Here is a 25,933-nt window from a genome sequence, read left to right as displayed (position 1 = left end):
TAATGGGATGCTCAGACGAGTTCGGTTGCGATTCCCAGTTCGACGCCAGCCTCGGCCAAATCTTTATCCAGCGTGCAGAGCACGGAACCGCGTTCCGCCGCTATGGCGAGATGCAGGGCGTCGCCAGCACGAAGACCTCTAGCACCGTCGGCCAAACGTGCTGCGGCTAAAAAGTGATCATGTCTCACGTCGAGGACGGTCAATGAGCTTGAAACGAGTTGCCTGATCCCCGCCGCCAACAGAGAACGCTGTGCGGGGTCGATTTGACGGGTTCTGATTTTCATCGACAGGGCCGCGGCGGCCTCTGTCTCAACCCACCAGCTAATTTCTTTGGGCTCGTGTTCACGCTCACGCAGCCACGCACGGGATCTTTCCGATGCACTCTCATGAGTGAAGATGGCAATCAGGAGGGAGGTGTCGAGGTAGAGGGTCAATAGCGCGCATCATCACGCAACCGGCGCATGAAGTCGCCGGCCGATTCCTCTTGGTAAGGTATCGAGTCGGCAATCTTCCTCAGCGCCTCGAAATCGATTGGTTTCAATTTCTTCTTCACCGGCACGATCTGAGCCACCGGCTTCCCGCGCTTGGTGATCTCTACCGTCTCACCGGCCGCCGCACGTTCGACGAGTTCGCTGAGCTTGGCCTTTGCCTCGGCGAGGCTGATCGTCGTCATGACACTACTCCTGACCACTTAGTTGGTCACTTATCGCATATGCCGCAAGGGAGCGCAAATTTCAGCTATTTCGGCCTGAGAGTGCAGGACGAAGGGCATTGTGAACAAATTCCGCACGATGAATTGTCCTGAGATCGCAGGAGAAAATCCGTTTCAACTTCTGCGGAGCGCTCGATTCCATCCACACCATGGTGGGCTGGTTCAGATCGCCAGCAGAAGCAGTTCCGGGTCGCCGAGAAGCAGCTTCGACACCACGCCGAGGCCCGCGCGAAGCTCGTCTTCCGTGGTCGAGCCGAGCGAGATGCGCACCGCCGGCCGCCATTCGTCCTGCGAAATCCTGAACGAGGCGCCCGGCGCGATCGCCACACCCTGCAGCCTCGCCTGCGCCACGAACCCTTCCTCCGAGCGCTCGCCGCTCAGCGGCAGCCAGACATGCAGGCCGTTGCGGTGCGCGCGATAGGGCAGGTCGGCGAGCACTTCGGCGGCGATGTCGTGGCGCCGGCCCAGTGCGGCCCGCTGCCATTCGACGAGTTCCATGGCGGTGCCGTCGGCCACCCATTTGGTGGCGATCTCGGCAACCATCGGCGTCGCCATCCAGTTGGAGACGAGATGGCGGTTGGCGACCGCCGCGACGTAGCGGTCGGGCGCGGCGAGATAGCCGATGCGCAACCCCGGCACCACGATCTTGGTGAAGCTGGTGACGTAGAGCGTGCGCTCCGGCGCAAAAGCCGCCACCGGCGGCGGCCTGTTCTCGACCAGCGGGCCGAGCACGTCGTTTTCGATGATCGCCAGATCGTGCGTGCGCGCCACCGCCGCGATAGCCTCGCGCCGCTCGGCGCTCATCAGGGTCGCGGTCGGATTGATCACCGAAGGCTGCACGAAAACCGCGCGGATCGGCGATTCCCGGCAGGCCGCGTCGAGCGCTTCGGGGATCATGCCCTGGTCGTCGATCGCCAGCCCTTCAAGGTTGAAGCCGAGATAGGTGGCCAGCGGGATCAGCGTGTGGTGGCCAATCGCCTCGGTCGCCACCGTGGAGCCGGGCGGCGCGACGCTCATCAGCGCCACGGTCATGCCCGCCGTGGCGCCGTTGGTAAGGCTTACATTCTGCGGCGAAACGTCGAGGCCGCAGGCCTTCAACCACTCCACAGCCACCGCCCGATGGCGGGGGAACACGACATTCGGCCGGAACGACAGGGCCGAACTCGCAGGCAGGTTTTCCGCCAGCCAGCCCAGCGCGCGTTTCATCCTGTCGAGATGCATCGGCTCGCATACCGGCTTCAGGATCGACAGGTCGATGACCTCGCCCAGCCGCTCCGGCAGGTAGGGCGGGTCCGGCTCGCGGCGGCGGGTCTGCACGAAGCTGCCGCGGCCGATCTCGCCCGAGATCAGCCCGCGCCGGATCAGTTCCTCATAGGCGCGGCTGACCGTCTGCACCGACAGCCTCAGATCGTCGGCCATGCCCCGATGCGTCGGCAGCCGCGCGCCGCTTTGCAGCCGCCCTTCATGGATCGCCCGCGCGATCTGCTCGGCCAGCGAGAGATAGGCGGGGCGTCTGATGAGGTCCGGATCGGGGCGCCACAATGTCATGACTCATAAGAGATCAGAATCAGTGCAATTGACAATCGAAAAAATGCGGGATCATGCTTGGCGCATGACAATTCTCCCGTCCATGTCCGGCATGAAGCTCGACCCGATCGACCTGCGCATCCTCGACGCCATCCAGCGCGACGGGCGCATCACCAAACTGGCGCTGGCCCAGCGCGTCGGCCTGTCGCCGACGCCGTGCTGGATGCGGCTGAGAAAGCTGGAAAAGGCCGGCATCGTCGCCGGCTACCACGCCAGGATCGCCATGCGCCAGATCGCGCCGGTCGCCACCGTGCTCATGGAAGTGACGCTCGGCGCGCACAGGCAGGCCGATTTCGACCGTTTCGAGCGCGTCATCCGCGACATCCCGGAGATCGTCGCCTGCTGGTCGGTCGGCGGCGGCGTCGATTACGTGCTGAAGGTCATGGCGCGCGACATCGACGCCTATCAGCGGCTGGTCGACGGCCTGCTCGAGCGCGAGATCGGCATCGACCGCTATTTCACCTACATCGTCACCAAGACGGTGAAGGAAGACACGGCGCTGCCGGTGGCGGAGTTGATTGGGCAGGATCGGGATGGCTTCGCTAAATAATTGTCATGATTTTATTTTCGCAATTGACATGATTTTGTAACTTCCCCATCGTCGAGGCTATCGGCCCTCCGTCGGGGAAACACATGCCCGCGCCTATCATCAAAATAGATAACATTTCCAAGAGCTTCGGCTCTTTCAAGGTGCTGGACGGGCTGTCGATGGAAGTGATGCCCGGTGAGAAGCTGGCGCTGATCGGCCCGTCCGGATCCGGCAAGACAACCATCCTGCGCATCCTCATGACGCTGGAAAGGATCGACGACGGGCACATCCAGGTTGACGGCGAACAGCTCTATCACATGGAGCGCGACGGCCGGTTGCGGCCGGCGGACGAGCGCCATCTGACCAGGATGCGCCAGAAGATCGGCATGGTCTTCCAGCTCTTCAACCTGTTTCCGCACAAATGCGTGCTCGACAACGTCACGCTGGCGCCGATGCTGACCAAGGGCATGCCGCGCGCCGCGGCCGAGAAGCGGGCGATGGAACTCCTCGACATGGTCGGAATGGCCGACAAGGCAAAGGCCATGCCGGCGCAGCTTTCCGGGGGCAAAAGCAGCGCGTCGCCATCGCCCGCGCCCTGGCGCTCTCGCCCAAGATCATGCTGTTCGACGAGGTGACCTCGGCGCTCGACCCGGAACTGGTCGAGGAGGTGCTGAATGTTATGCGCAAGCTCGCCGCCGAAACCGACATGACCATGCTGCTCGTCACCCACGAGATGGACTTCGCCCATGATTTTGCCGACCGAATCCTGTTCTTCGACCGGGGCAGGATCGTCGAGGAGGGCAAGCCCGACGACATATTCAGGCATCCGAAGCAGGAGCGCACGCAGGCCTTCCTGAAAAAGATCATCGCGGCCGGACATCGGGTCTGACCGCAATGGGCGGCGAAAAAGCCGCAAGCAGTGAACCACAAAAGAAAACCATGGAGTTGGGAACAGTGAAAAAAATAGCAATTCTGGCCGGCGCTGCCGGCGTAGCGGCCGCGGCCGTTCTGGCGGCATTCGTCGCGTCCGGGTCGAGCGTTGCCGACGAAAACAAGCTCGAAGAACTGAAGGCGCAGGGTTTTGCCCGCGTGGCCATCGCCAACGAACCGCCCTTCACCGCGGTCGGCGCCGACGGCAAGGTCTCGGGCGCTGCTCCTGACGTGGCGCGCGTGATTTTCCAGAAGCTCGGCGTTCCCGAAATCGTCGCCTCGATTTCCGAATACGGCGCGATGATCCCCGGCCTGCAGGCCGGACGCCACGATGTCGTCACCGCCGGCCTGTTCATGAAGCCGGAGCGCTGCGCCGCCGTCGCCTATTCCGAGCCGGTGCTGTGCGATGCCGAAGCCTTCCTGCTCAAGAAGGGCAATCCGAAGGGCTTCAAGAGCTTTGCCGACATCGCCAAGGACCCGACCGGCACGATCGGCGCGCCAGGCGGCGGCACCGAGGAAAAGCTGGCGCTCGAAGCCGGCGTGCCGCGCGAGCGGGTGATCGTGGTGCCGGACGGCCAGAGCGGGCTGAAGATGCTGCAGGACGGCCGCATCGACGCCTATTCGCTGCCGGTCCTGTCGATCAATGACCTTGCCGGCAAGGCCAACGACCCGAACCTCGAAGTGGTCGCACCGGTCGAGGGCGCTCCCGTCTATTGCGACGGCGCCGCCTTCAGGAAGGGCGACGAGGCGCTGCGCGACGCCTACGACGTGGAGCTCGCCAAGCTGAAGGAATCGGGTGAGTTCGCCAAGATCATCGAGCCCTACGGCTTCTCGGCCGCGGCGGCGATGTCGACCACGCGCGAAAAGCTCTGCGCGGCGCAGTAGCAGATCGCCCCTCACCCTTACCCTCTCCCCGTGAAGGACGGGGAGAGGGGGTTCGCCAGCGTTGCGGCCGTCTCTCCTCTCCCTGTTCTTACGGGGAGAGGATGCCGGCAGGCAGGTGAGGGGCAGCGCTCACCTTAATTCAGGAAACGATAGAATCCCTCCATGATCAACTGGTCCGGCTACATAGGACTGATTCTCGACGGCGCGCTGGTCACCATCCAGCTCACGCTTATGGGATCGGCGCTGGCGCTGGTCATGGCGTTCCTGGCCGGGCTTGGCCGGCTGTCGCGCTTCTTCGCGGTGCGCGCGCTGGCCACCGCCTATATCGAATTCTTCCGCGGCACCTCGATTTTCGTGCAGCTTTTCTGGGCCTATTTCGTGCTGCCCTTTTTCGGCATCTCGCTGACGCCGCTGCAGGCCGGCATTCTGGCGCTGGGGCTCAATGTTGGCGCCTATGGCGCGGAAGTGGTGCGCGGTGCGATCAAGTCGGTCGGCCGCGAGCAGTACGAGGCATGCACCGCGCTCAATCTCGGCCGCTGGCAATGCATGCGCCACATCATCCTGCCGCAGGCGCTCCTGGTGATGCTGCCGACCTTCGGAAACAATGCGATCGAGCTCTTGAAGGCGACCGCCGTGGTGTCGCTGATCTCGCTCACCGACATGACTTTCCAGGCGCAGGTGGTGCGCGCCCAGACCGGAAACACGCTGGTGCCGTTTACGACCATCCTGCTCCTCTATTTCGCCATGGCCTGCGTCATCTCATGGGGTGTGCGCGGACTTGAGCGCCGCATGGCGCGCGGCCTCGACGGAGTGCGCGTCTGATGGAATGGGACTGGAATTTTGTTCGCGAGATTTTCCCGACGCTTGTCGACGGCGTGAAGATCACCATCCTGGCAACGCTGCTCGGTTCGGTGCTGGCGGCAATCGTCGGGCTGGGAATTGCGCTGGCGCGGCGCTCGCCGAACCGGCTTTTGTCGCGCACCGTCGGCTTTCTCGCCGAATTCATCCGCGGCACCCCGCTGCTGGTTCAGCTCTATTTCATCTTCTTCGTGCTGCCCGACATCGGCATCCTGCTCTCGCCGCTGGTGGCCGGGGTGATCGGCCTTGGCCTGCACTATGGAACCTACACGGCGGAGGTATACCGCGCCGGCATTGAGAACGTGCCGCGCGGCCAGTGGGAGGCGGCGAAAGCCTGCAATCTCAGTTCGACGCAGACATGGACGCGCATTATCCTGCCGCAGGCGCTGCCGCCGATGATTCCGGCGCTGGCCAACTATTTCATTGCCATGTTCAAGGAAACGCCGCTGCTTTCGGCCATCACCGTACTCGAACTGATGAACCAGGCGAAAAGCGTGGCCAATTCCAGCTATCGTTATATCGAACCGATAACGCTGGTCGGCGTGTTCTTCCTTGTCATCAGCCTGTTCTCGGTGATCGCGCTGCGCTGGCTTGAGCGCCGCTACGGCCGGATCGAGCGCTAGAACAGAACCATGTCCGCTCACATGAAGTCACCCGTCGAAATCCGCCTGCATCCGGTGCGTCCCGCCCTGGACGCGCGGCCGCTGAAGAAGCGCGTCGGGCTGATCATCCTTGCAACGGATCATACGACGGAGCCGGATTTCCAGCGCATGGTTGCGAGCGAAAATATCGGCGTCTATGTCGCTCGGATTCCCTTCGCCAATCCGGTGACGCCGGACAATCTGCGCGCCATGCAGCCGTCGCTGACCGAAGCCGCGGCGCTCATCCTGCCCGGCGAGGAACTGGACGCGATCTGCTATTCCTGTACCTCCGCCTCAGTCGTCATCGGCGACGCCGAGATCGAGGCGGCGATCCAGGCGGCGAAACCCGGCGTTTCCGTTGTGACGCCACCGCTGGCCGGCGTGCGCGGCTTGAAAGCGCTCGGCGCGCGGCGGATCAGCGTGCTCACGCCCTATACAGTCGAGACGAGCCGGCCGATGGCGGACTATTTCACCGGCCACGGTTTCGACATAGCCAGCTTCACCGCGCTGGGTCTCGACGACGATCGCGACATGGCGCGGATTTCGCCGGCAGCGCTCGTCGAACTTGCACGCGGCGCGACGTCCAATGATGCCGACGCGCTGTTCATTTCCTGCACGGCGGTGCGCGCCGCACTCGCTGCTATCGACATCGAGAAGGCGATCGGCCGGCCACTTGTCTCCAGCAATCTGGCGAGCGCATGGTCATGCCTTCGCCTCTGCGGGGATAACACACCGCGGCCGGAGTTCGGGCGGCTGATGACCATGCCGATAGCGCGAGGCTGATTTCGTCATGACCAACCAAACCGTCACACTCTCCGACATCCAGGCGGCGCGCGAGCGCATCGCCGGCAAGATCGTGCGCACGCCGACCGTGCTTTCACCGAATCTTTCCGAGCGGTTGGGCGTGCCGGTTCACCTGAAACTCGAACACCGCCAGACCACCGGCAGCTTCAAGCTGCGCGGTGCGTCCAACGCCATCGCCTCGCTTACCGCTGACGACAGACGCCGGGGCGTGGTCGCCGCCTCGACCGGCAATCACGGGCGGGCGCTGGCGCATGCGGCAAAACTCGAAGGCATTCGCGCGGTCATCTGCATGTCGCGGCTGGTGCCGGAGAACAAGGTTTCGGAAATCCGCCGGCTCGGCGCCGACATCCGCATCGTCGGGAAATCCCAGGACGATGCGCAGGAGGAAGTCGACCGGCTGGTTGCGGAAGAAGGGCTCACAATGGTGCCGCCCTTCGACCATGCGGCGGTTATCGCGGGTCAGGGCACCGTCGGGCTGGAAATGCTCGACGATGTGCCGGACGCCGCGATGGTGGTGGCGCCGGTTTCGGGCGGGGGGCTCGCAGCCGGCGTCGCTGCTGCCATCAAGGGGCGAAAGCCGTCCGTAAAAGTAATCGGCATCTCGATGGAGCGCGGCGCCGCCATGCAGGCCAGCCTCGCCGCCGGAAAGCCGGTGCTGGTCGAGGAAATGCCGACGCTGGCGGATTCTCTCGGCGGCGGCATCGGCCTCGAAAACCGCCTGACATTTTCCATGATCCGAAACCTTCTCGACGGTATCGTGCTCGTCTCGGAGGACGAGATTGCCGCCGGCATAGCGCATGCTTATGCCGAGGAACGCGAGATCGTCGAAGGTGCAGGGGCAGTCGGCATCGCTGCGCTGCTCGCCGGCAAAATCATCGCGAAGGGGCCGATCGTGATCTTCCTTTCGGGCCGCAACATCGACATGACGCTGCATCGCCGGGTGATCTGCGGCGAGCCGGATCCTCTGGGGGGAATTTCCGCATGAGCCGCATGACCATCCTGACCGAAGCCGAATTGCGCGGGATCGTGCGGCTGGACCTCGATGCGGTCGCCTGCGTCGAGAATGCCTTTCGCGCTTTGGCGACACTGCCGGTCGCCATGCCGCCGATCCTCAGGCTCGATATTCCCGAGCATCGCGGCGAGGTCGATGTCAAGACCGCCTATGTGCCGGGCATTGACGGCTTTGCGATAAAAATCAGCCCCGGCTTCTTCGACAATCCGAAGCTCGGTCTGCCGAGCGTCAACGGCATGATGGTGCTGCTTTCGTCGCGCACCGGATTGGTCGAGGCGCTGCTGCTCGACAATGGCTACCTGACCGACGTGCGTACGGCCGCCGCGGGCGCCGTCGCGGCGAAGCACCTATCGCGCGAGGATGCAAGCGTGGCCGCCATTTTCGGCGGGGGCGTGCAGGCCGGCCTGCAGCTAGAGGCGCTCACGCTCGTCCGGCCGATCCGCGAGGCTCGTATCTGGGCGCGCGACATGGTCAAGGCCGAGGCTGCAGCCGCCGCGTTGCGTGAGCGGCTGGGCATCATGGTTCGGGCTGAAAGCGATCCGGCGAAGGCCGTCAAGGGTGCCGACGTCATCGTCACCACGACCCCGTCGGAGAGGCCGATCCTGAAAGCCGAATGGCTCTCGCCCGGCCAGCATGTCACGGCGATGGGCTCGGATGCCGAGCACAAGAACGAGATCGAGCCGGCGCTGGTGGCGAAGGCCGGCCTCTACGTCGCCGACAGCCTCAGGCAGACAAGGCGGCTCGGCGAATTGCATCACGCCATCAAGGCGGGGCTGGTCGCGGCCGAGGCGGAGTTTGCCGAACTCGGGCAGGTCGTCGCCGGCCTGCGTGCCGGACGGAGTTCACCCATCCAGATCACGCTCGCCGACCTTACCGGAACCGGGGTGCAGGATACGGCAATCGCCACGCTGGCGCGCGACAGGGCGCGGGCGGCGAGCGCCGGCACGATTTTCGAAAGCTGATACCGGCCGCAAGGCCCAACAAACGAGGATTTTCAAGAAAATGAACGGACCCAATTTGAAGTTTTCGCGCGGCGAATATGCGGATCGCCTCGCCAAGACGCGGCGCGCGATGGACGCCAAGGGCGTCGATCTCCTGATCGTCACCGACCCGTCCAACATGGCCTGGCTGACCGGCTATGACGGCTGGTCGTTTTATGTCCACCAGGCGGTCATCGTGCCGCCGGATGGCGAACCGGTCTGGTTCGGCCGCGGCCAGGACGCCAACGGCGCCAAGCGCACCGCCTATCTCGACTACAACAACATCATCGGCTACGCCGATCACTACGTCCAATCGACCGAGCGCCATCCGATGGATTACCTGTCGCAGGTGCTGACGGATCGGGGTTGGGGGGCGAAAAAAATCGGCGTCGAGATGGACAATTATTATTTCTCCGCCGCTGCCTTCGCCTCGCTGACGAAGCATTTGCCCAATGCACGGTTTGTCGACACGACCGCGTTGGTCAACTGGCAGCGCGCGGTGAAGAGCCCGACCGAGCTCGACTATATGCGCAAGGCGGCGCGGATCGTCGAATCCATGCACCAGCGCATCGTCGACAAGATCGAAGTTGGCATGCGCAAATGCGATCTCGTCGCTGAGATCTATGACGCCGGCACGCGCGGCGTCGACGGCATCGGCGGCGACTATCCGGCGATCGTGCCGCTGCTGCCGTCAGGCGCCGACGCCTCCGCGCCGCATCTGACCTGGGACGACCGGCCGATGAAGAGCGGGGAGGGCACCTTTTTCGAGATCGCCGGCTGCTACAATCGCTATCACTGCCCGCTCTCGCGCACGGTCTTCCTCGGCAAGCCGACGCAAGAATTCCTCGACGCCGAGAAGGCGACGCTGGAGGGCATGGAAGCGGGCCTGGCGGCGGCCAAACCCGGCAATGCCTGCGAGGACATCGCCAACGCCTTCTTCGCGGTGCTGAAGAAATACGGCATCGTCAAGGACAACCGCACCGGCTATCCGATCGGTATTTCCTATCCGCCGGACTGGGGCGAGCGCACGATGAGCCTGCGCCCCGGCGACCGCACCGAGTTGAAGCCCGGCATGACCTTCCACTTCATGACCGGCCTTTGGCTGGAAACGATGGGACTGGAAATCACCGAGAGCATCGTCATCACCGAAACCGGCGTCGAGTGCCTGGCCAATGTCCCGCGCCAGCTTTTCGTGAAGAACTGAGCCATGCCAAACCTGCGTCCCTCCCCCATAACCCCGACCGTCGATTTCGACGCGGAAGGCGTCCAGCACGGATTCCTCCGGCTGCCCTACAGCCGCGACGATTCCGCGTGGGGATCAGTGATGATCCCCATCTGCGTGATCCGGAACGGCGAGGGGCCGACTGCGCTGCTCACCGGCGGCAATCATGGCGACGAATATGAGGGGCCTCTGGCGCTCTACGATCTGGCGCGCACGCTCGACCCGAAGGATGTCTCAGGCACGGTCATCATCGTGCCGGCGATGAATTATCCGGCCTTCCGCGCCGGCACGCGCACCTCGCCGATCGACAAGGGCAACATGAACCGCAGCTTTCCGGGCCGCCCGGATGGCACGGTGACCGAAAAGATCGCCGACTATTTCCAGCGGCATCTCTTGCCCCGTGCAGACATAGTGCTGGACTTCCATTCGGGCGGCAAGACGCTCGACTTCCTGCCGTTCTGCGCGGCCCATGTGCTGCCCGACAAGGAGCAGGAGCGGAAGGCATTCGCCGCGGTCGCGGCGTTCTCCGCGCCCTATTCGATGCGGATGATCGAGATCGACACCGTCGGCATGTACGACACGGCAGCCGAGGAAATGGGCAAGGTGTTCGTCACCACCGAACTCGGCGGCGGCGGCACCTCGCGCGCGGAAACCGTGCGGATCGCCCGGCGCGGCACGCTCAATGTGCTGCGCCATGCCGGTATTGTGTCGGGCGCCGTTGAGACCCAGCCGACGCGCTGGCTCGACATGCCGTCGGGCGATTGTTTTTCGTTCGCCGAAGATGATGGGATGATCGAGACGGTGGTCGATCTTGGCGAAAGTGTCGAGAAAGGCACGGTCGTTGCGCGCATCCACCCGGTCGGGCGCACGGGGGGGGCGCCGCAGGAAATTCGCGCCAAAATGGCTGGTGTGCTCACCGCGCGGCATTTTCCGGGCCTGGTCAAGGCCGGCGACTGCGCCGCCGTGCTTGCGTTGGTGGAGGGGTAGGGCGGTTTTTCCCCTCCCCCTTCAACGGGAGGGGAAAACCGAATCGTGCAACTCATCCTCCGGCGCGGCGTTTTTCTTCCGATCCGTTCGAAAGGGAAACGCCATGATCGATATGCCGCCCAGGAAGAAGCAGCCGCCGCCGCCGGACGGCGAGCCGGCAAAGCGCCGCGACGATCGCGACTCGACGACTCGCAGCCGCGTCTCCGAAGTGCAGGATCCCGAGATTTCTGGCGACGTGGAGCCGGGTCCGCGCAGCAACAGCGTCGAGCCCGCGGTCGACAAGGCGGGCCAGATCATTAGGCGGAAAGATCAGGTCGACGAGCTTCATTAGGGAAAGCAGCGCCGGATTCTTGCTTTCCCTCAAAGGGAGAAAAGAGAATTCGGCGACACCTGCCCATTTCCAGTGACAGGCATTTCCCTCCCGCCGACAGCCGCTCTATTGTTAGGCAGCACACCTCTGCCGGCTTTTGGAGAAAAAACCTATGAAAATCACACCTTGCGGTTCCGTGCCGTCACGCCGCGCGCCGGACAAATGGTTCACCGGGACGGTGTGGCAGGAGCCGATCGTCGAGGCCGACGCGCCGGCGCGCATCCGGGCGCTGGTGGTGAGCTTCGAGCCCGGCGCCCGCACGGCCTGGCACACGCATCCGCTTGGCCAGACGCTCTATGTCGTCTCCGGTTTCGGCAGGGTGCAGAGTTGGGGCGGGCCGGTCCTCGACATCCGCGCCGGCGATTCGGTGTGGTTTGAGCCGGGCGAAAAACACTGGCACGGCGCCGGGCCGGCCAATTCGATGACGCATATCGCCATGCAGGAGGCGCTGGATGGCGTCGCCGTCGAATGGATGGAGCACGTCAGCGACGAGCAGTATTCGGCGGCCTAAAGTGACGCTCTAATTTCCGGCCGGCTCCTCGCATTGCCGCCGCTCGAGCGAGGACGTCATCGCCTTGATTTTGCCCCAAGCGAGGCCGCGCTCCTTTTCGGCCGCCGAGCGGAAATCGGGCGTGATGACGCTCATACCAGTCGGCGTGATGGGTTCGCCGGGCTGCCGCTTGTCGGGTTCCTTTGCCGGATCGCCATATCGGCCGACCAGCGCGTCGCGTTCCGCCTTCAGGCTTGCGCAGGGAACCTCGTCATAGACGGTGGAGCGCACGACCTCGGCCTCGATCGCGGCCGGAAGCGACGAGCAACCGGACACTGGCATCGCGGCAAGCATGATCACCACGTAACGAAATGCTGAAGCCATTGCACTCACCAGCCGAATTGCGCCCCTCGAGGCCATTGTTGCATCTAACACGGCAAAGCGGAACGTTATCGGCGGACATTCGTTTCTGTGAACTTAAGGCCGAGTCCGTTCTGGCGGAACCGGGATGGATTTTCTATTGGGCCGCATGGTCTCGTCCAGAAACATTCGGGATCATGCCCTTAGCGATGGAGCAAGTCATGTCAGACGCGCGCGAACACAGGACAAGCCCCACCCGCGACGATTGCGAGGAGAAGCCACGGCGGACCGAAGGCCGCGCCGAGGACCGCGCCACTCTCGAGGAGCAATTGAGGGAAGGGCTTAAAGATACCTTCCCGGCCAGCGACCCGGTTTCCGTGGTTTCGACCACCATCGCCTCGAAAGCCAGGAAGGTCGTCGGCACCGACAAGGCCAAGAAGATCGTCGGCACCGACGAGGTGCTTCGCCGCCAGGCCGAGGAGCGGAAGCGCCATGCCGAGGAAATGGGGCGGAAGACGGAGGGCCGGGCCGAGGATCGCGAGACGCTCGAAGAACAGCTCGATGAAGGGTTGCAGGACACATTCCCCGCCAGCGACCCGGTCTCCGTCGTTTCGACCACCATCGCCACCAAGACGACGATCGTCGGAACCGATGAGGTGCTGCGCCGCCAGGCCGAGGAAAGGGCAAAGCAGGCCGAGGAAAAGGCTCAAGAAGGCGACAGCGACAAGCCGGAGAAGGACGAGTAGCCTCTCCATGAGTGAGGTGCGAGGGAAAGCGGCGTCAGGATGCCGGCCACAACGGCAGTTGAACGGCGACTATTCTGCCCTGTTCCTTAGAGTTTCCTCGTTCCGGCATGGATTCCCGACACTCTCCCGCTCGTTCCTCGCTCACGAGGTCGGGAATGACGGCTTCCTGAGCGCTTCTGCAAATCGCCAACGTTGGTGTTTGGTGAAGCCACTAATGCAATTCGTCATTCCCGACCTCGTGAGCGAGGAACGAGCGGAGAGTGTCGGGAATCCATGCCGGAACGATAAGACATCGGGAACGGAGCAAGGAAAGGATTGGACATCCTCCTTCTGAAGCAGAACCTCCCATACGAAGTAGCCTGTCGTACCGCGCCATCCACCGCGCCCGCCCTCTTCGCAGTGCAATAAGTCCTTGGCGGCCCCGGACGAAGTGTGAAAAGGTGGCTTACCAATAAAGAGGTGAGGCCCCCGGCACACATGGCAATTCTGGCAGCCGTCTATCACCTGACCCACTACGTCTATGACCGGCCGGTCGTTCTAGGGCCACAGGTGATCCGGCTGCGGCCGGCGCCGCATTCCCGCACCAAGGTGCTCAGCCACTCGCTGAAAGTCGGTCCGGCCGAGCATTTCGCCAATCTCCAGCAGGATCCCTACGGCAATTTCCTGGCCCGCTTCGTCTTTCCGGAGCCGGTGACGGAGCTGAAGATCGAGGTCGACCTCGTCGCCGACATGACTGTCTACAACCCGTTCGACTTCTTCGTCGAACCGTCGGCTGAAAGCTTTCCCTTCGACTATCCCGAAGACATCCGCGACGATCTGGCGATCTATCGCACGCCGGAGCCGGCCGGGCCGCTGCTTTCTGCATTCTTAAAGACGATCGACCGGTCGCATACCAATACGGTGAACTTCATCGTCGCGCTGAACGCCCAGATCCAGCGCGAGGTCGCCTATATCGTGCGCCTCGAAACCGGCGTGCAGACGCCGGAAGAAACGCTGGCGCTGGCCAGGGGCTCATGCCGCGATTCAAGCTGGCTCCTGGTGCAGGCGTTGCGCAATCTCGGTATCGCCGCCCGCTTCGTCTCGGGCTACCTGATCCAGCTCAAGCCCGACCTGGTCGCGCTCGACGGTCCCGCCGGCACCACGCAGGATTTCACCGACCTCCACGCATGGTGCGAGGTCTATATTCCGGGCGCCGGCTGGATCGGACTTGACCCGACATCCGGGCTGCTGACCGGCGAAAGCCACGTGCCGCTGGCCGCGACGCCGCATTTCGGCAACGCGGCGCCCATTTCCGGCATGGCTAGCTTTGCCAATGTCGATTTCAAGTTCGACATGCGCGTCGACCGCGTCGCCGAGCATCCGCGCATCACCAAGCCGTTTTCCGACGCTTCCTGGCAGGCGCTCGACGCGCTCGGCGGGGAGGTCGACGCCGTGCTTCAGGCGCAGGATGTCAGGCTCACCATGGGCGGCGAGCCGACCTTCGTCTCGATCGACGACTTCGAATCCGAGGAGTGGAACACCGCCGCGGTCGGACCGGCCAAACGCGAAAAGGCCGATCTCCTGATCCGCCGCCTGCGCGAAAAATTCGCGCCGGGCGGCTTTCTCCATTACGGGCAGGGCAAGTGGTATCCGGGCGAATCCCTGCCGCGCTGGACCTTTTCGCTGTTCTGGCGCGCCGACGGCGAACCGGTGTGGAGCGATCCGTCACTGATCGCCGCCGAAAAGAGCGATGCCAAGACCACCGCGAAGGACGCGGAGACACTGCTCACAGCCATCGCCGGCGAACTCGGCATCGAGCCGGGCATGGTCGCCGAGGCCTATGAGGATCCGGCCGAGTGGCTGCTCAAGGAAGGCAAGCTGCCGGAAAACGTCGACCCGTCCAACTCGAAGCTTGACGATCCGGAGGAGCGCAGCCGCATGGCGCGCGTTTTCGAGCGCGGGCTGACGCAGCCGTCCGGCTATGTGCTTCCGGTACAGCGCTGGAACGCGCAAGCTGCAGGCCATCGCTGGCGTTCGGAAAAGTGGGAGACCCGGCGCGGCCGGCTTTTTCTCGTGCCGGGCGATTCCCCGGTCGGCTACCGCCTGCCGCTCGGCACGCTGCCCTATGTGCCGCCGTCGCAGTTTCCTTTCATCGTGCCGGTCGATCCATCGGTGCCGCGCGGCCCGTTGCCTACGCGCCAGGCCGACCCGTCTCCTGCCGAAGCGGCCGGCGCGGACGAAATGGCGCGCCGCCAGGCGGCCGCATCCTTCACCGCCGTCACCGGCCAGCAGGACCGTGTCGAGCAGGAGCTAGGCGAGATCGGTGGCGCGGTGCGCACGGCGGTCAGCGTCGAGCCGCGCGACGGCAGGCTTTGCGTCTTCATGCCCCCCACCGAGGCGCTGGAGGATTATCTTGACCTGGTCGCGGCGGCCGAGAATGCGGCGAGGAAGACCGGGCTGCCGGTCCATATCGAGGGCTACGGACCGCCGCACGACCCGCGCCTCAACGTCATCCGCGTCGCGCCAGATCCGGGCGTCATCGAGGTCAACATCCATCCGGCGTCGAGCTGGCGGGACTGTGTCGCCACCACCACCGCGATCTACGAGGAAGCGCGCCAGACCCGGCTCGGCGCCGAAAAATTCATGATCGACGGCCGCCACACCGGCACAGGCGGCGGCAACCATGTCGTTGTCGGAGGCGCGACGCCCAACGACAGCCCGTTCCTGCGCCGTCCCGATCTCCTGAAAAGCCTGGTGCTGCATTGGCAGCGCCATCCGGCGCTGTCCTACCTGTTTTCCGGCCTGTTCATCGGCCCGACCAGCCAGGCGCCGCGCTTCGACGAGGCACGCCACGACTCGCTTTACGAACTCGAAATCGCCTTGGCGCAGGTGCCGCATCCTGACCAAAACAATCCGCCGCTGCCCTGGCTGGTCGACCGGCTGTTCCGCAATCTCCTGACCGACGTCACCGGCAACACCCACCGCTCCGAGATCTGCATCGACAAGCTGTTTTCGCCCGATGGGCCGACCGGGCGGCTGGGGCTCGTCGAGTTCCGCGGCTTCGAGATGCCGCCCAATGCGCGCATGAGCCTCGCCCAGCAGCTTCTGGTCCGTGCCATCATCGCGCGGCTGTGGAAGAACCCGCTCGACGGCCGTTTCACCCGCTGGGGCACGGCGCTGCACGACCGCTTCATGCTGCCGCACTATGTCTGGTGCGATTTCCTCGGTGTGCTCGACGATCTTGCGCAGCACGGATTTGCCTTCCGCCCGGAATGGTTCGACGCGCAGCTCGAATTCCGCTTCCCGTTCTGCGGCGAGATCCAATACTCCGGCGTCAAGCTCGAACTCCGCCAGGCGCTGGAGCCATGGCATGTGATGGGCGAGCAGGGCGCGGTCGGCGGCACGGTGCGCTTCGTCGATTCCTCAATCGAGCGGCTGCAGGTGAAGGCCGAAGGCCTAAATCCCGAGCGCCACGCCATCCTCTGCAACGGCCGCGTCGTGCCGATGAAGGCGACCGACAATCGCGAGATCGCGGTAGCCGGCGTGCGCTACAAGGCGTGGCAGCCGTCCTCGGGCATGCATCCGGCGCTGCCTGTCAACACGCCGCTCGTTTTCGACATCTACGACCGCTGGTCCGGCCGCTCCGTCGGCGGCTGCGTCTATCACGTCGCCCATCCCGGCGGGCGCAACTACGAGACTTTTCCGGTCAACGCCAACGAGGCAGAGGCGCGGCGGCTGGCGCGTTTCGAGCCGCGCGGCCACACGCCCTCAACCTTCGAGGTCCAGTCGGAAGAACCGTCGGACGAATTTCCCCTGACGCTTGACCTCAGGCGTCCGCCGCGATTGTGATTGGCGATGGCTGAGGGGAATCAGAAGCGCGAGAGAGAAAGGCCGGCCGCCGGCATGCTGCTGGGGAGCTACCGGCCCGTGGTCGGCGTCGCCGACGAGATGGTCGATGAAGCCGGTAATCCGCGGCCCGTCTGGCGTGATTTCATCGCCGCGCTCGAGAATCTCGGCCCCGAGCAGCTTACGCAGCGCTTTGCCCGCGCCGACCAGTATCTGCGCGACGCGGGCGTCTACTACCGCTTCTACGACAATGTGGGGGCGAGGGAGCGCGAATGGCCGCTCGCCCATATTCCGCTCCTCATCGGTGAGGACGAGTGGGCCGACATCAGCGCCGGGCTGATCCAGCGCGCCGACCTCCTGGAAGCTATCGTCTCCGATGTCTACGGCGACAACAGGCTGGTCGCACAAGGACTGCTGCCGCCCGGCCTCGTCGCATCGAACCCGGAATATCTGCGGCCTGTAGCGGGCGTGAAACCCGCCGGCGGTCATTTCCTGCATGTCTGCGCCTTCGAACTCGGCCGCGGTCCCGGCGGTGAATGGTGGGTGCTCGGCGACAGGACGCAAGCACCTTCGGGCGCCGGTTTCGCGCTGGAAAACCGGGTCGCAACCACTCGCGCGCTGTCCGACATCTATGGCGAAATGCATGTCCATCGCCTAGCCGGCTTCTTCCGCCGCTTCCGCGACGCGCTCATTGGCATGGTCGCCGATCCGCAGGGCCGCGCCGCTATCCTGACGCCGGGGCCGCTAAACGAGACCTATTTCGAGCACGCCTACATCGCCCGCTATCTCGGCATCATGCTGCTCGAAGGCGAGGACCTTACGGTCTCGAGCGGCCGGCTTATGGTGCGCACCGTATCCGGACTAAAGCCGGTCAGCGTGCTTTGGCGGCGGCTCGATGCGGCCTTCGCCGATCCGCTCGAACTCAACCCGGATTCGCGTATCGGCACGCCGGGCCTGGTCGAGGCAATCCGGCAGGGGTCCGTGACCTCGGTCAACGCGCTCGGCGCAGGAATCCTGGAAACCCGCGCGCTTCTCGCGTTCATGCCGCGGATTGCGCGGGCGGTGCGCGGCGAAGCCTTGCTTTTGCCGAGCATCGCGACATGGTGGTGCGGCCAGGACGAGGAACGCCGGCATGTCAAGGAAAACCTCGACCGGATGATGATCGGCCCGGCGCTGTCGACGCGCTTGCCGTTCGAGGACGACGACGCGACCGTGCTCGGCGCTTCGCTTAGCCCGAACCAGAGACACACGCTGCTGGCGAAGCTTTCGGCCAATGGCGGCGATTTCGTCGGCCAGGAAGCGGTGACGCTTTCGACCACGCCGGTCTTCGTCGACGGCCGGCTGGAGCCGCGCCCCGCCACCTTGCGGGTTCATCTGGCGCGCACCGCGGAGGGTTGGGCGGTGATGCCCGGCGGCTTCGCGCGCGTGGGCGACACGCTGGACGCAAAGGCGATCGCCATGCAGCGCGGCGGCCACGCCGCCGACGTCTGGGTGGTGAGCGGCAAGCCGGTCGAGCGCGACACGCTATTGCCCGGCGCGGGCGCCAGCTTCGTGCGCAGCATCCCGGGTAGCCTGCCCAGCCGCGCGGCCGAAAACCTGACATGGCTCGGCCGCTATATCGAGCGCTCGGAGGATACGGTGCGCGTGCTCCGCGCCTACCACGTGCGCCTCGCCGAGACCTCCGATCCGGGCCTGCCGCTGCTTGCCGACATACGCGACTATCTCGAACCGTTCGGTATCGACCTTGAAGCGGCCATTCCCGCCGGGCTGCTCTCCAATATCGACGGCGCCGTCTACAGCGCCGGCCAGATCCGCGACCGCTTCTCGCCGGATGGCTGGCTGGCGCTGCGCGATCTGTCGAAGACCGTGCACCAGTTCGCCGCCACGGTTGCGCCCGGCGACGACGCGACGCGAGCGATGACGGTCCTGCTGCGCAAGCTCGCGGGATTTTCCGGCCTGCTGCACGAGAACATGTACCGCTTCACCGGCTGGCGGTTCCTCGAGATCGGGAGGCGGCTCGAGCCGCGCCGTCCAGATCGCCCGCACGCTCTCGCGCGTGACCCGGGACGACGCACCTGACGGCGCCCTCGACATGATGCTGGAGATCGGCGACAGCGTCATGACCCACCGCCGCCAGTACAATGTCCGCTCAGGCCGGCGAACCGTCGTCGACTTGCTGGCGCTCGACCCGCTCAATCCACGCTCGGTACTGTTCCAGCTCGAAAGGCTGAAGTCCGAGATCGATCTGCTGCCGGGCAGGGGTGTGGCCGGGCATCTCTCGCCCGCCGCGAAGGAGGTTCTGCGCCTGCACACCTCGCTTGCGATCCGGGAGCCGGCGGAGATGACCCCTGAAGTGCTTGACGCGCTGGCATGGGAAATCTCCGGCCTCTACGAAACGCTCGCCAGGACGTATTTCGGGTGAACGGCATGCACTACGACATCCGCCTCACCCTCCATTACGACTACGACGGCTGGGCCGGCGGCGGCAGGCATCAGGTCCGCGTCATGCCGCAGACGATCCCGGGCGTGCAGCGGGTCATTGCCGCCAGCCTGTCGTTTTCGCCCGAGCCGGCGGAGCGGTCGGATTTCAGCGATTTCTTCGGCAATCACGCCGCCTCCATCGCCTATCGCGACGCGCATGAGACGCTCGACGTGAAGATGAGCGCGCGCATCGCCGTCAAACGGCCGGAACCCGGCCTTGACGTGTCACCAACCGTGCCGGCGCTCCGCGAGGAGATCCGGCAGGTGCTGTCGCTGGCGCCGGACGCTCCGCATCATTTCCTCGCCTCCAGCGACCAGGCCGGCATCGACCCGGCGATCACCGCCTATGCGGCGGAAAGCCTCGCATCGGGCTCTGTGCTCGCCGTCGCCAACCATCTCTGCCATCGCCTCCACGAAGAATTCGCCTATGACAATGAGGCGACCACCGTGGCAACCCATGCAGCCGACGCTTTCAGGCTGAAGCGCGGCGTCTGCCAGGATTTCTCGCACGTGATGATCGCCGGCCTGCGTGGCATCGGCATTCCGGCCGGCTACGTCTCGGGTTTCCTGCGCACCATCCCGCCGCAGGGCAAGGAGCGGCTCGAAGGCGCCGACGCCATGCATGCCTGGGTAAAAGTCTGGTGCGGTCGCGAAATGGGCTGGCAGGAATTCGACCCCACCAACGCCATGCGCGCCGGCAACGACCACATCACCGTCGGCCACGGCCGCGACTATTCCGACGTCGCCCCGATCGTCGGACGCCTGAAGACGACGGGCGGTCAGGTGGGGGACCAGTCGGTGGACGTCGTTCCGGTGGGGTGAGCGGGAGCAGCTGATCCTCCCCTGCGCAGCGGGGGGACCGCCGAAGGCGGGGGAGGGGCGCTGCCACCCAACTGTGGATAGAATCTACCTTCATTTCGGCCGTTGGCAAAAAGAACCATTGCGGATCAATGAGATAACGGTCAGCTCGATTTTTTTCGCACCCTAATTTGTTCACACCCTCTGCCCCTCCCGCATAATCTCCTCACCGTTCTGACGGGACCTGGTGCGCACCGGGTATCAGGCAGAACGGCGGTGACCTCCCGGCGTGGGTTCGGTATCCACGTCTCCGAGGGCGTCCGACGGGCCGGCATTCCGAGCGAAGCGTCAATGCTTCGTGAACGGAAGGCGGATCATCCGCGCGTCATTGTCCATGGAAAGAACATGGAGCGGGGCGCGTGACCGGTCGACTGGGGCGACAGACACCGGACGGGCGGGCACGGGAGTGCCTGTTCTTTTTTACGAATTCGTGCGGCGCTTTCTGCCCGCCCATCTTCCCATTTTCCCGCAATGGCCAGACGCGAAGGCGGGCGTGGCGACGACGGAGCGCACCGCCCCGCACATTACGGGTGACGCGACCGCTGCTTTTCGTTATCAGCAGGGGAACGGTTGCGGGTAAGCCCGCTCGCCCACACATATATAAGCCGACGCCCAGGAACCACGCCGATGCCGCCCTATCGCTCCCGCACCACCACTCATGGCCGCAACATGGCCGGCGCGCGCGGCCTGTGGCGCGCCACAGGCATGAAGGATTCGGATTTCGGCAAGCCGATCATCGCCGTGGTCAACTCCTTCACGCAGTTCGTGCCGGGCCATGTGCATCTGAAGGATCTCGGCCAGCTCGTCGCGCGCGAGATCGAGAAGGCAGGCGGCGTCGCCAAGGAATTCAACACCATCGCCGTCGACGACGGCATCGCCATGGGCCATGACGGCATGCTCTATTCGCTGCCGTCGAGAGAAGTCATTGCCGACGCGGTCGAATACATGGTCAACGGCCACTGCGCCGACGCCATGGTCTGCATCTCCAATTGCGACAAGATCACGCCCGGCATGCTGAACGCCGCCATGCGGCTTAACATCCCGGCTGTCTTCGTGTCGGGCGGACCGATGGAAGCCGGCAAGGCGATGATCAAGGGCAAGCTGCAGGCGCTCGATCTGGTCGACGCCATGGTGATGGCGGCCGACGACAAATACACCGACGAGGAAGTCGCGCAGGTCGAGCAGGCCGCATGCCCGACCTGCGGCTCCTGCTCGGGCATGTTCACCGCCAATTCGATGAACTGCCTGACCGAGGCGCTCGGGCTCTCGCTGCCCGGCAACGGCTCGACGCTCGCCACCCATTCCGACCGCAAGCGCCTCTTCGTCGAGGCCGGCCACCTCGTCGTCGATCTCGCCCGCCGCTATTACGAGCAGGACGACGAGACGGCGCTGCCGCGCTCCATCGCCACCAAGAAGGCGTTCGAGAACGCCATGGCGCTCGATATCGCCATGGGCGGTTCGACTAACACGGTTCTGCACATCCTAGCCGCCGCCTATGAGGGCGGCGTCGACTTCACGCTGGATGATATCAACGCGTTGTCGCTGCGCGTGCCGGTGCTTTGCAAGGTGGCCCCTGCCAAGAGCGACGTGCATGTCGAGGACGTGCACCGCGCCGGCGGGATCATGGCGATCCTCGGCCAGCTCGACCGCGCCGGGCTGATCAACCGCGACGAGCCGACCGTCCACGCAGTCACCATGGGCGACGCGCTCGACCAATGGGACGTCTCGCGCACCAACAGCGAGAATGTGCGCCAGTTCTTCCTGGCGGCGCCCGGCGGCGTGCGCACCACGCAGGCCTTCTCGCAGTCGAACCGCTGGGCCGAGCTGGACCTTGACCGCAAGTCGGGCGTCATCCGCTCGGCGGAACATCCCTTCTCCAAGGATGGCGGACTTGCCGTGCTCAAGGGCAACGTCGCGCTCGACGGTTGCGTGGTGAAGACGGCCGGTGTCGACGAATCGATCCTGAAATTCACCGGACCCGCGGTTGTTTACGAAAGCCAGGACGCCGCGGTTAAGGGCATCCTCTCCAACGAGGTCAAGGAGGGCGACGTCGTTGTCATCCGCTACGAGGGGCCGAAGGGCGGCCCGGGCATGCAGGAGATGCTCTATCCGACCAGCTACCTGAAGTCGAAGGGGCTCGGAAAGGCCTGCGCGCTGCTCACCGACGGGCGTTTTTCCGGCGGCACGTCGGGTCTATCGATCGGCCACGTCTCGCCGGAGGCGGCGACCGGGGGCGCCATCGGCCTGGTGCGCGCCGGCGACCGGATCGAGATCGACATCCCGAACCGCACGATCAATCTCGCCGTTTCGGAGGAAGAACTCGCCGCCCGCCGCGCCGAGCAGGACGCCAGGGGCTGGAAGCCTGCCGAAAAGCGCAGGCGCAACGTGACCACGGCGCTGCGCGCCTACGCTGCTTTCGCGACGAGCGCCGACAAGGGCGCCGTGCGCGTGGTTCCGGAATAACGGACGGGCGCGGCCCTGCGCCACAAAGAACGGCGATCTGTCCCAAGGAGCATCGGTCCGCACGGTCTATGTGACCGGCGGGCAGGACCCTTTTGTCCCGTCTGAGTTCACGGAACGAAATCATGACCGACGCCTCGGCGACCGCCGATCGGATGCAGGCCGACAATACGGCCTACGCCGTCATCCTGGCGGTAAGCTTCTGCCATCTGCTCAACGATGTGATGCAGTCGCTGCTGGCAGCGATCTATCCGATGCTGAAGGCCGATTACGGCCTCGACTTCTGGCAGATCGGCGTGCTCACGATGACGTTCCAGGTCACCGCCTCGCTGCTGCAGCCGCTGATCGGCATGATCACCGACAAGCGGCCGATGCTTTATTCGCTGCCGGTCGGCATGGGTTCATCGATGATCGGGCTGTTTGTCCTCGCCTTCGCGTCGCACTATGTCCTGCTGATCGTGGGCGCCGCGTTCATTGGCATCGGCTCGGCGATCTTCCATCCCGAATCCTCGCGCGTGGCGCGGCTCGCCTCCGGCGGGCGCTACGGCCTGGCGCAATCTCTGTTCCAGGTCGGCGGCAATTTCGGCTCGGCGCTCGGGCCACTTCTGGCGGCCTTCATCGTCGTGCCGCGCGGGCAGGGCAGCATCGCCTGGTTCTCGGCCGCGGCGCTGCTCGGCATGATCATTCTCTGGCAGGTCGGCAACTGGTACAGCCGCTACCGGATCCGCAGCGCAAAGCGCATGGCAAGCGCCGCCACAGTCGCGCTGCCGCGCCGCAAGATAGTCATCGCCTTGGTGGTGCTGGCGCTGCTGGTCTTCACCAAGAACATCTATCTCGCCAGCCTGTCGAGCTATTTCACCTTCTACGTCATCCACAAATTCGGCGTGACGGTGCAACAATCGCAGCTGATGTTGTTCATCTTCCTCGGAGCGGCTGCCGTCGGCACCGTGGCGGGAGGTCCGATCGGCGACCGTTTCGGCCCGAAATTCGTGATCTGGTTCTCAATCCTCGGCGTGTTGCCCTTCACGCTGGCGCTGCCTTACGCAAACCTCGAATGGACGATGGTCCTGACCGGCTTGATCGGCTTGATCCTGGCTTCAGCCTTTCCGGCCATCGTGGTGTTCGCGCAGGAACTGGTGCCGGGAAGGGTGGGTATGATCGCCGGCATCTTCTTCGGCTTCGCTTTCGGTATGGCCGGCATCGCCGCAGCCGTGCTCGGCGTGGTGGCCGACGCCAGAGGTATTGAATTCGTCTATCTGGTCTGCTCCTATTTGCCGCTGCTCGGCTTGCTGACGATCTTCCTGCCGAGCCAGCGGGAAATGCGGACTTCCGCGGCCTGAAGCTTCGGCCGCGCAACCAAGTCGCAGCCGGCGCGTTCCGTTTTGCCGCGCCGCGGCGGCCGGGGGCATCCCACGAATGACACTTGACCAGATATTATCGATCGGTGTCATCGCGGCGATGATGGCGGCGTTCGTCTGGGGCCGCTTCCGCTACGACCTCGTCGCCGCCGGCGCGCTGCTCGTGGCGCTGGCATTGGGCGTGGTGCCTTACGACGAGGCGTTCAGCGGCTTCAGCAACGACATCGTCATAATCGTAGGCAGCGCGCTTCTGGTCAGTGCGGGCGTCGCCCGCTCGGGCATCATGGAATTCACCATCCAGCGTTATGCGCCGAACGTTACGTCGGTCAGGGCGCAGCTGGCCCTGCTGGTCATCGTCGTCACGGTGCTGTCGGCCTTCGTCAAGAATATCGGCGCGCTGGCGATCATGATCCCGATCGCATTCCAGTTCGCGCGTCGCTCCGGCGCGTCGCCCTCGGTATTCCTGATGCCGATGGCGTTCGGGTCGCTGCTCGGCGGCCTGATGACCCTGGTCGGTACGTCGCCGAACATCGTCGTCTCGCAGCTTCGCGACGATATCACCGGAATGCCGTTCAGGATGTTCGACTTCACGCCGGTAGGGGCAGGACTCGCGGCTGTAGGCACCGTCTTTCTCGTCCTGTTCTACGGGCTTGTGCCATCCCGGCAGCGCGAAAGCGCTTCCATGAACGAGGCGATCGACATCAAGAACTACATGGCCGAAGGCAAAGTCGTTGAGGGGTCAGCGGTACTCGGCAAGACCGTGGGCGAACTAATGAAAATGTCGGACGGCAGCGCGGTCGTCACCTCGATCCTGCGTTCGCGCGACGTCCGCATCACGCCGCTGCCGGACGCGGTGCTGCGCGAGGGCGACATCCTGCTTATGGAAGGCGCGCCCGAGGCGCTCGACCGGCTGGTGGCGCAGGCCAAGCTCAGCCTGACCGACAAACGCAAGCCTGCCAGCAAACAGGGCGCGGTCGAGGAAGTGGACGCCATCGAAGCGGTTATCGGCGAACATTCGATCCTGATCGGATGGTCGGCGCAGCGCCTCGCACTCTATGACCGCTTCAACGTCAATCTCCTTGCCGTCAGCAGGAAAGGCGAAAGGCTGTCGCAGCGGCTGGGCGCCATAACGCTGCGCCTGGGAGACGTCATCGTGCTTCAGGGCAACCGGCAGGCGCTGCCGGAGATATTGCGCGATCTCGGCCTGCTGCCGCTCGCCGAGCGCCCGATCCTGCTAGGCACCGTGCGGCGCGGCATCGTTCCGGTGCTCATCCTGGCCGGCGCCATGGGATCGACCGCACTTGGGCTGCTGCCGGTGCAGATCGCCTTCTTCGCCGCGGCCGTGGCGATGATCCTGTTCAAGGTCCTTCCCATGCGCGAGATCTATTCCGCGGTCGACGGGCCGATCCTGGTGATGTTGGCCACGCTCATCCCGGTCAGCGATTCGCTCAGAAGCACCGGCGCCACCGATGTCATCGCCGGCTGGCTGGCGGGCATCGGCGCCACGCTGCCCGCCTATGGCGCGCTGGGGCTGATCCTGGTGGTGGCGATGGCGATCACGCCCTTCCTCAACAACGCCGCGACCGTGCTCGTGATGGCGCCGATCGCGGCGGGCTTCGCAGCCAGCCTCGACTTCCGGCCCGAGGCGTTCCTGATGGCGGTGGCGATCGGGGCGGGCTGCGATTTCCTGACGCCCATCGGCCACCAGTGCAACACGCTGGTCATGGGCCCCGGCGGCTACAAGTTCAGCGACTATCCCCGGCTTGGCCTGCCGCTGTCCTTCATCGTGGTTCTGGTCGCAGTGCCGATGCTGATGCTGGTCTGGCCGTTGAATTGAT

Annotated in this window: 21 protein-coding genes and 2 pseudogenes; 19 read left to right on the top strand and 4 right to left on the bottom strand. The window is 64.7% G+C overall.

Features of this window, described 5'->3' with window-relative positions:
- Positions 1 to 11: 11 nt before the first annotated feature.
- The 3 genes from ACG873_RS16250 to ACG873_RS16240 form a co-directional block, all read right to left on the bottom strand.
- Positions 12 to 434 (bottom strand): type II toxin-antitoxin system VapC family toxin, encoded by a 423-nt coding sequence (locus ACG873_RS16250; RefSeq protein ID WP_394893049.1) that lies wholly within the window; start codon positions 432 to 434, stop codon positions 12 to 14.
- Entirely contained in the window at positions 431 to 673 is a 243-nt protein-coding gene (locus ACG873_RS16245) for a type II toxin-antitoxin system Phd/YefM family antitoxin (RefSeq protein WP_394893048.1), read from the bottom strand. The genes ACG873_RS16250 and ACG873_RS16245 overlap by 4 nt, the downstream gene beginning before the upstream one ends.
- A 201-nt stretch (positions 674 to 874) precedes the next feature.
- Positions 875 to 2,260, bottom strand: coding sequence for a PLP-dependent aminotransferase family protein (locus ACG873_RS16240; RefSeq protein ID WP_394893046.1), 1,386 nt, complete (start codon positions 2,258 to 2,260; stop codon positions 875 to 877).
- Positions 2,261 to 2,342: 82 nt separating this feature from the next.
- Here ACG873_RS16240 and ACG873_RS16235 point away from each other — a divergent pair, with 82 nt between their 5' ends.
- The 12 genes and pseudogenes from ACG873_RS16235 to ACG873_RS16180 all read left to right on the top strand — a co-directional run bounded on the left by ACG873_RS16235 (position 2,343) and on the right by ACG873_RS16180 (position 12,028).
- Positions 2,343 to 2,849, top strand: a complete 507-nt coding sequence (locus ACG873_RS16235; protein WP_394893547.1) for an Lrp/AsnC family transcriptional regulator — start codon at positions 2,343 to 2,345, stop codon at positions 2,847 to 2,849.
- A gap of 83 nt (positions 2,850 to 2,932) precedes the next feature.
- Positions 2,933 to 3,717, top strand: a pseudogene (gene ehuA, locus ACG873_RS16230) (ectoine/hydroxyectoine ABC transporter ATP-binding protein EhuA).
- Between the two features lie 65 nt (positions 3,718 to 3,782).
- Positions 3,783 to 4,643 carry an ectoine/hydroxyectoine ABC transporter substrate-binding protein EhuB gene (gene ehuB / locus ACG873_RS16225; protein WP_394893045.1) on the top strand — a complete coding sequence of 287 codons (861 nt, stop codon included), beginning with the start codon at positions 3,783 to 3,785 and terminating at the stop codon, positions 4,641 to 4,643.
- Between the two features lie 162 nt (positions 4,644 to 4,805).
- Complete coding sequence (gene ehuC, locus ACG873_RS16220) at positions 4,806 to 5,465, top strand: ectoine/hydroxyectoine ABC transporter permease subunit EhuC (protein WP_394893043.1); 660 nt, start codon at positions 4,806 to 4,808, stop codon at positions 5,463 to 5,465.
- Positions 5,465 to 6,124, top strand: coding sequence for an ectoine/hydroxyectoine ABC transporter permease subunit EhuD (ehuD, locus tag ACG873_RS16215; RefSeq protein WP_394893042.1), 660 nt, complete (start codon positions 5,465 to 5,467; stop codon positions 6,122 to 6,124). Before ehuC ends, ehuD begins: the two co-directional genes overlap by 1 nt.
- Positions 6,125 to 6,145: 21 nt before the next feature.
- Positions 6,146 to 6,925 carry an ectoine utilization protein EutA gene (gene eutA, locus ACG873_RS16210; protein WP_394893545.1) on the top strand — a complete coding sequence of 260 codons (780 nt, stop codon included), beginning with the start codon at positions 6,146 to 6,148 and terminating at the stop codon, positions 6,923 to 6,925.
- Between the two features lie 7 nt (positions 6,926 to 6,932).
- Entirely contained in the window at positions 6,933 to 7,931 is a 999-nt protein-coding gene (gene eutB / locus ACG873_RS16205) for a hydroxyectoine utilization dehydratase EutB (protein ID WP_394893041.1), read from the top strand.
- Positions 7,928 to 8,920, top strand: coding sequence for an ectoine utilization protein EutC (gene eutC, locus ACG873_RS16200; RefSeq protein ID WP_394893040.1), 993 nt, complete (start codon positions 7,928 to 7,930; stop codon positions 8,918 to 8,920). Before eutB ends, eutC begins: the two co-directional genes overlap by 4 nt.
- 40 nt (positions 8,921 to 8,960) lie before the next feature.
- Positions 8,961 to 10,142, top strand: coding sequence for an ectoine hydrolase DoeA (gene doeA / locus ACG873_RS16195; protein WP_394893038.1), 1,182 nt, complete (start codon positions 8,961 to 8,963; stop codon positions 10,140 to 10,142).
- Between the two features lie 3 nt (positions 10,143 to 10,145).
- Positions 10,146 to 11,147 carry a N(2)-acetyl-L-2,4-diaminobutanoate deacetylase DoeB gene (doeB, locus tag ACG873_RS16190; RefSeq protein WP_394893037.1) on the top strand — a complete coding sequence of 334 codons (1,002 nt, stop codon included), beginning with the start codon at positions 10,146 to 10,148 and terminating at the stop codon, positions 11,145 to 11,147.
- Between the two features lie 103 nt (positions 11,148 to 11,250).
- Positions 11,251 to 11,478, top strand: coding sequence for a hypothetical protein (locus ACG873_RS16185; RefSeq protein ID WP_394893036.1), 228 nt, complete (start codon positions 11,251 to 11,253; stop codon positions 11,476 to 11,478).
- Between the two features lie 151 nt (positions 11,479 to 11,629).
- Positions 11,630 to 12,028, top strand: coding sequence for a cupin domain-containing protein (locus tag ACG873_RS16180; protein ID WP_394893034.1), 399 nt, complete (start codon positions 11,630 to 11,632; stop codon positions 12,026 to 12,028).
- A gap of 9 nt (positions 12,029 to 12,037) precedes the next feature.
- Here the strand turns inward: ACG873_RS16180 and ACG873_RS16175 are convergent, their stop codons facing one another.
- Complete coding sequence (locus ACG873_RS16175; protein WP_394893033.1) at positions 12,038 to 12,391, bottom strand: hypothetical protein; 354 nt, start codon at positions 12,389 to 12,391, stop codon at positions 12,038 to 12,040.
- Between the two features lie 197 nt (positions 12,392 to 12,588).
- Here ACG873_RS16175 and ACG873_RS16170 point away from each other — a divergent pair, with 197 nt between their 5' ends.
- The 7 genes and pseudogenes from ACG873_RS16170 (at position 12,589) to ACG873_RS16140 (ending at position 25,932) form a co-directional block, all read left to right on the top strand.
- Complete coding sequence (locus ACG873_RS16170) at positions 12,589 to 13,113, top strand: hypothetical protein (RefSeq protein WP_394893031.1); 525 nt, start codon at positions 12,589 to 12,591, stop codon at positions 13,111 to 13,113.
- 477 nt (positions 13,114 to 13,590) lie between these two features.
- On the top strand, positions 13,591 to 16,941 hold the full coding sequence (locus ACG873_RS16165) for a DUF2126 domain-containing protein (RefSeq protein ID WP_394893030.1): 3,351 nt from the start codon (positions 13,591 to 13,593) through the stop codon (positions 16,939 to 16,941).
- A 6-nt stretch (positions 16,942 to 16,947) separates the two neighbouring features.
- A pseudogene (locus tag ACG873_RS16160) lies at positions 16,948 to 19,360 on the top strand (circularly permuted type 2 ATP-grasp protein).
- 5 nt (positions 19,361 to 19,365) lie between these two features.
- Positions 19,366 to 20,241, top strand: a complete 876-nt coding sequence (locus ACG873_RS16155; protein ID WP_394893028.1) for a transglutaminase family protein — start codon at positions 19,366 to 19,368, stop codon at positions 20,239 to 20,241.
- A gap of 663 nt (positions 20,242 to 20,904) precedes the next feature.
- On the top strand, positions 20,905 to 22,740 hold the full coding sequence (gene ilvD / locus ACG873_RS16150; protein ID WP_394893026.1) for a dihydroxy-acid dehydratase: 1,836 nt from the start codon (positions 20,905 to 20,907) through the stop codon (positions 22,738 to 22,740).
- A 122-nt stretch (positions 22,741 to 22,862) separates the two neighbouring features.
- Positions 22,863 to 24,077 carry an MFS transporter gene (locus ACG873_RS16145; RefSeq protein ID WP_394893025.1) on the top strand — a complete coding sequence of 405 codons (1,215 nt, stop codon included), beginning with the start codon at positions 22,863 to 22,865 and terminating at the stop codon, positions 24,075 to 24,077.
- 76 nt (positions 24,078 to 24,153) lie between these two features.
- Positions 24,154 to 25,932, top strand: a complete 1,779-nt coding sequence (locus ACG873_RS16140) for an SLC13 family permease (protein WP_394893024.1) — start codon at positions 24,154 to 24,156, stop codon at positions 25,930 to 25,932.
- Position 25,933 lies beyond the last annotated feature (1 nt).

The sequence above is a fragment of the Allomesorhizobium aridi genome, assembly GCF_043769475.1.
Classification (GTDB): domain Bacteria; phylum Pseudomonadota; class Alphaproteobacteria; order Rhizobiales; family Rhizobiaceae; genus Allomesorhizobium.
The sequence above is the reverse complement of the archived record's forward strand: the minus strand, read 5'-3'. Positions and strand labels throughout refer to the sequence as shown.

Bases quoted from the DNA above. Each gene is read 5' to 3' on its own strand.
- ACG873_RS16155 (WP_394893028.1), top strand. From the start codon at position 19,366: ATGCACTACGACATCCGCCTCACCCTCCATTACGACTACGACGGCTGG.
- eutA (WP_394893545.1), top strand. From the start codon at position 6,146: ATGAAGTCACCCGTCGAAATCCGCCTGCATCCGGTGCGTCCCGCCCTG.
- ilvD (WP_394893026.1), top strand. From the start codon at position 20,905: ATGCCGCCCTATCGCTCCCGCACCACCACTCATGGCCGCAACATGGCC.
- ACG873_RS16235 (WP_394893547.1), top strand. From the start codon at position 2,343: ATGTCCGGCATGAAGCTCGACCCGATCGACCTGCGCATCCTCGACGCC.
- eutC (WP_394893040.1), top strand. From the start codon at position 7,928: ATGAGCCGCATGACCATCCTGACCGAAGCCGAATTGCGCGGGATCGTG.
- ACG873_RS16170 (WP_394893031.1), top strand. From the start codon at position 12,589: ATGTCAGACGCGCGCGAACACAGGACAAGCCCCACCCGCGACGATTGC.
- ACG873_RS16185 (WP_394893036.1), top strand. From the start codon at position 11,251: ATGATCGATATGCCGCCCAGGAAGAAGCAGCCGCCGCCGCCGGACGGC.
- ACG873_RS16245 (WP_394893048.1), bottom strand. From the start codon at position 673: ATGACGACGATCAGCCTCGCCGAGGCAAAGGCCAAGCTCAGCGAACTC.
- ehuC (WP_394893043.1), top strand. From the start codon at position 4,806: ATGATCAACTGGTCCGGCTACATAGGACTGATTCTCGACGGCGCGCTG.
- ACG873_RS16240 (WP_394893046.1), bottom strand. From the start codon at position 2,260: ATGACATTGTGGCGCCCCGATCCGGACCTCATCAGACGCCCCGCCTAT.
- ACG873_RS16180 (WP_394893034.1), top strand. From the start codon at position 11,630: ATGAAAATCACACCTTGCGGTTCCGTGCCGTCACGCCGCGCGCCGGAC.
- ehuD (WP_394893042.1), top strand. From the start codon at position 5,465: ATGGAATGGGACTGGAATTTTGTTCGCGAGATTTTCCCGACGCTTGTC.
- doeA (WP_394893038.1), top strand. From the start codon at position 8,961: ATGAACGGACCCAATTTGAAGTTTTCGCGCGGCGAATATGCGGATCGC.
- ACG873_RS16140 (WP_394893024.1), top strand. From the start codon at position 24,154: ATGACACTTGACCAGATATTATCGATCGGTGTCATCGCGGCGATGATG.
- doeB (WP_394893037.1), top strand. From the start codon at position 10,146: ATGCCAAACCTGCGTCCCTCCCCCATAACCCCGACCGTCGATTTCGAC.
- ACG873_RS16145 (WP_394893025.1), top strand. From the start codon at position 22,863: ATGACCGACGCCTCGGCGACCGCCGATCGGATGCAGGCCGACAATACG.
- ACG873_RS16165 (WP_394893030.1), top strand. From the start codon at position 13,591: ATGGCAATTCTGGCAGCCGTCTATCACCTGACCCACTACGTCTATGAC.
- eutB (WP_394893041.1), top strand. From the start codon at position 6,933: ATGACCAACCAAACCGTCACACTCTCCGACATCCAGGCGGCGCGCGAG.
- ACG873_RS16175 (WP_394893033.1), bottom strand. From the start codon at position 12,391: ATGGCTTCAGCATTTCGTTACGTGGTGATCATGCTTGCCGCGATGCCA.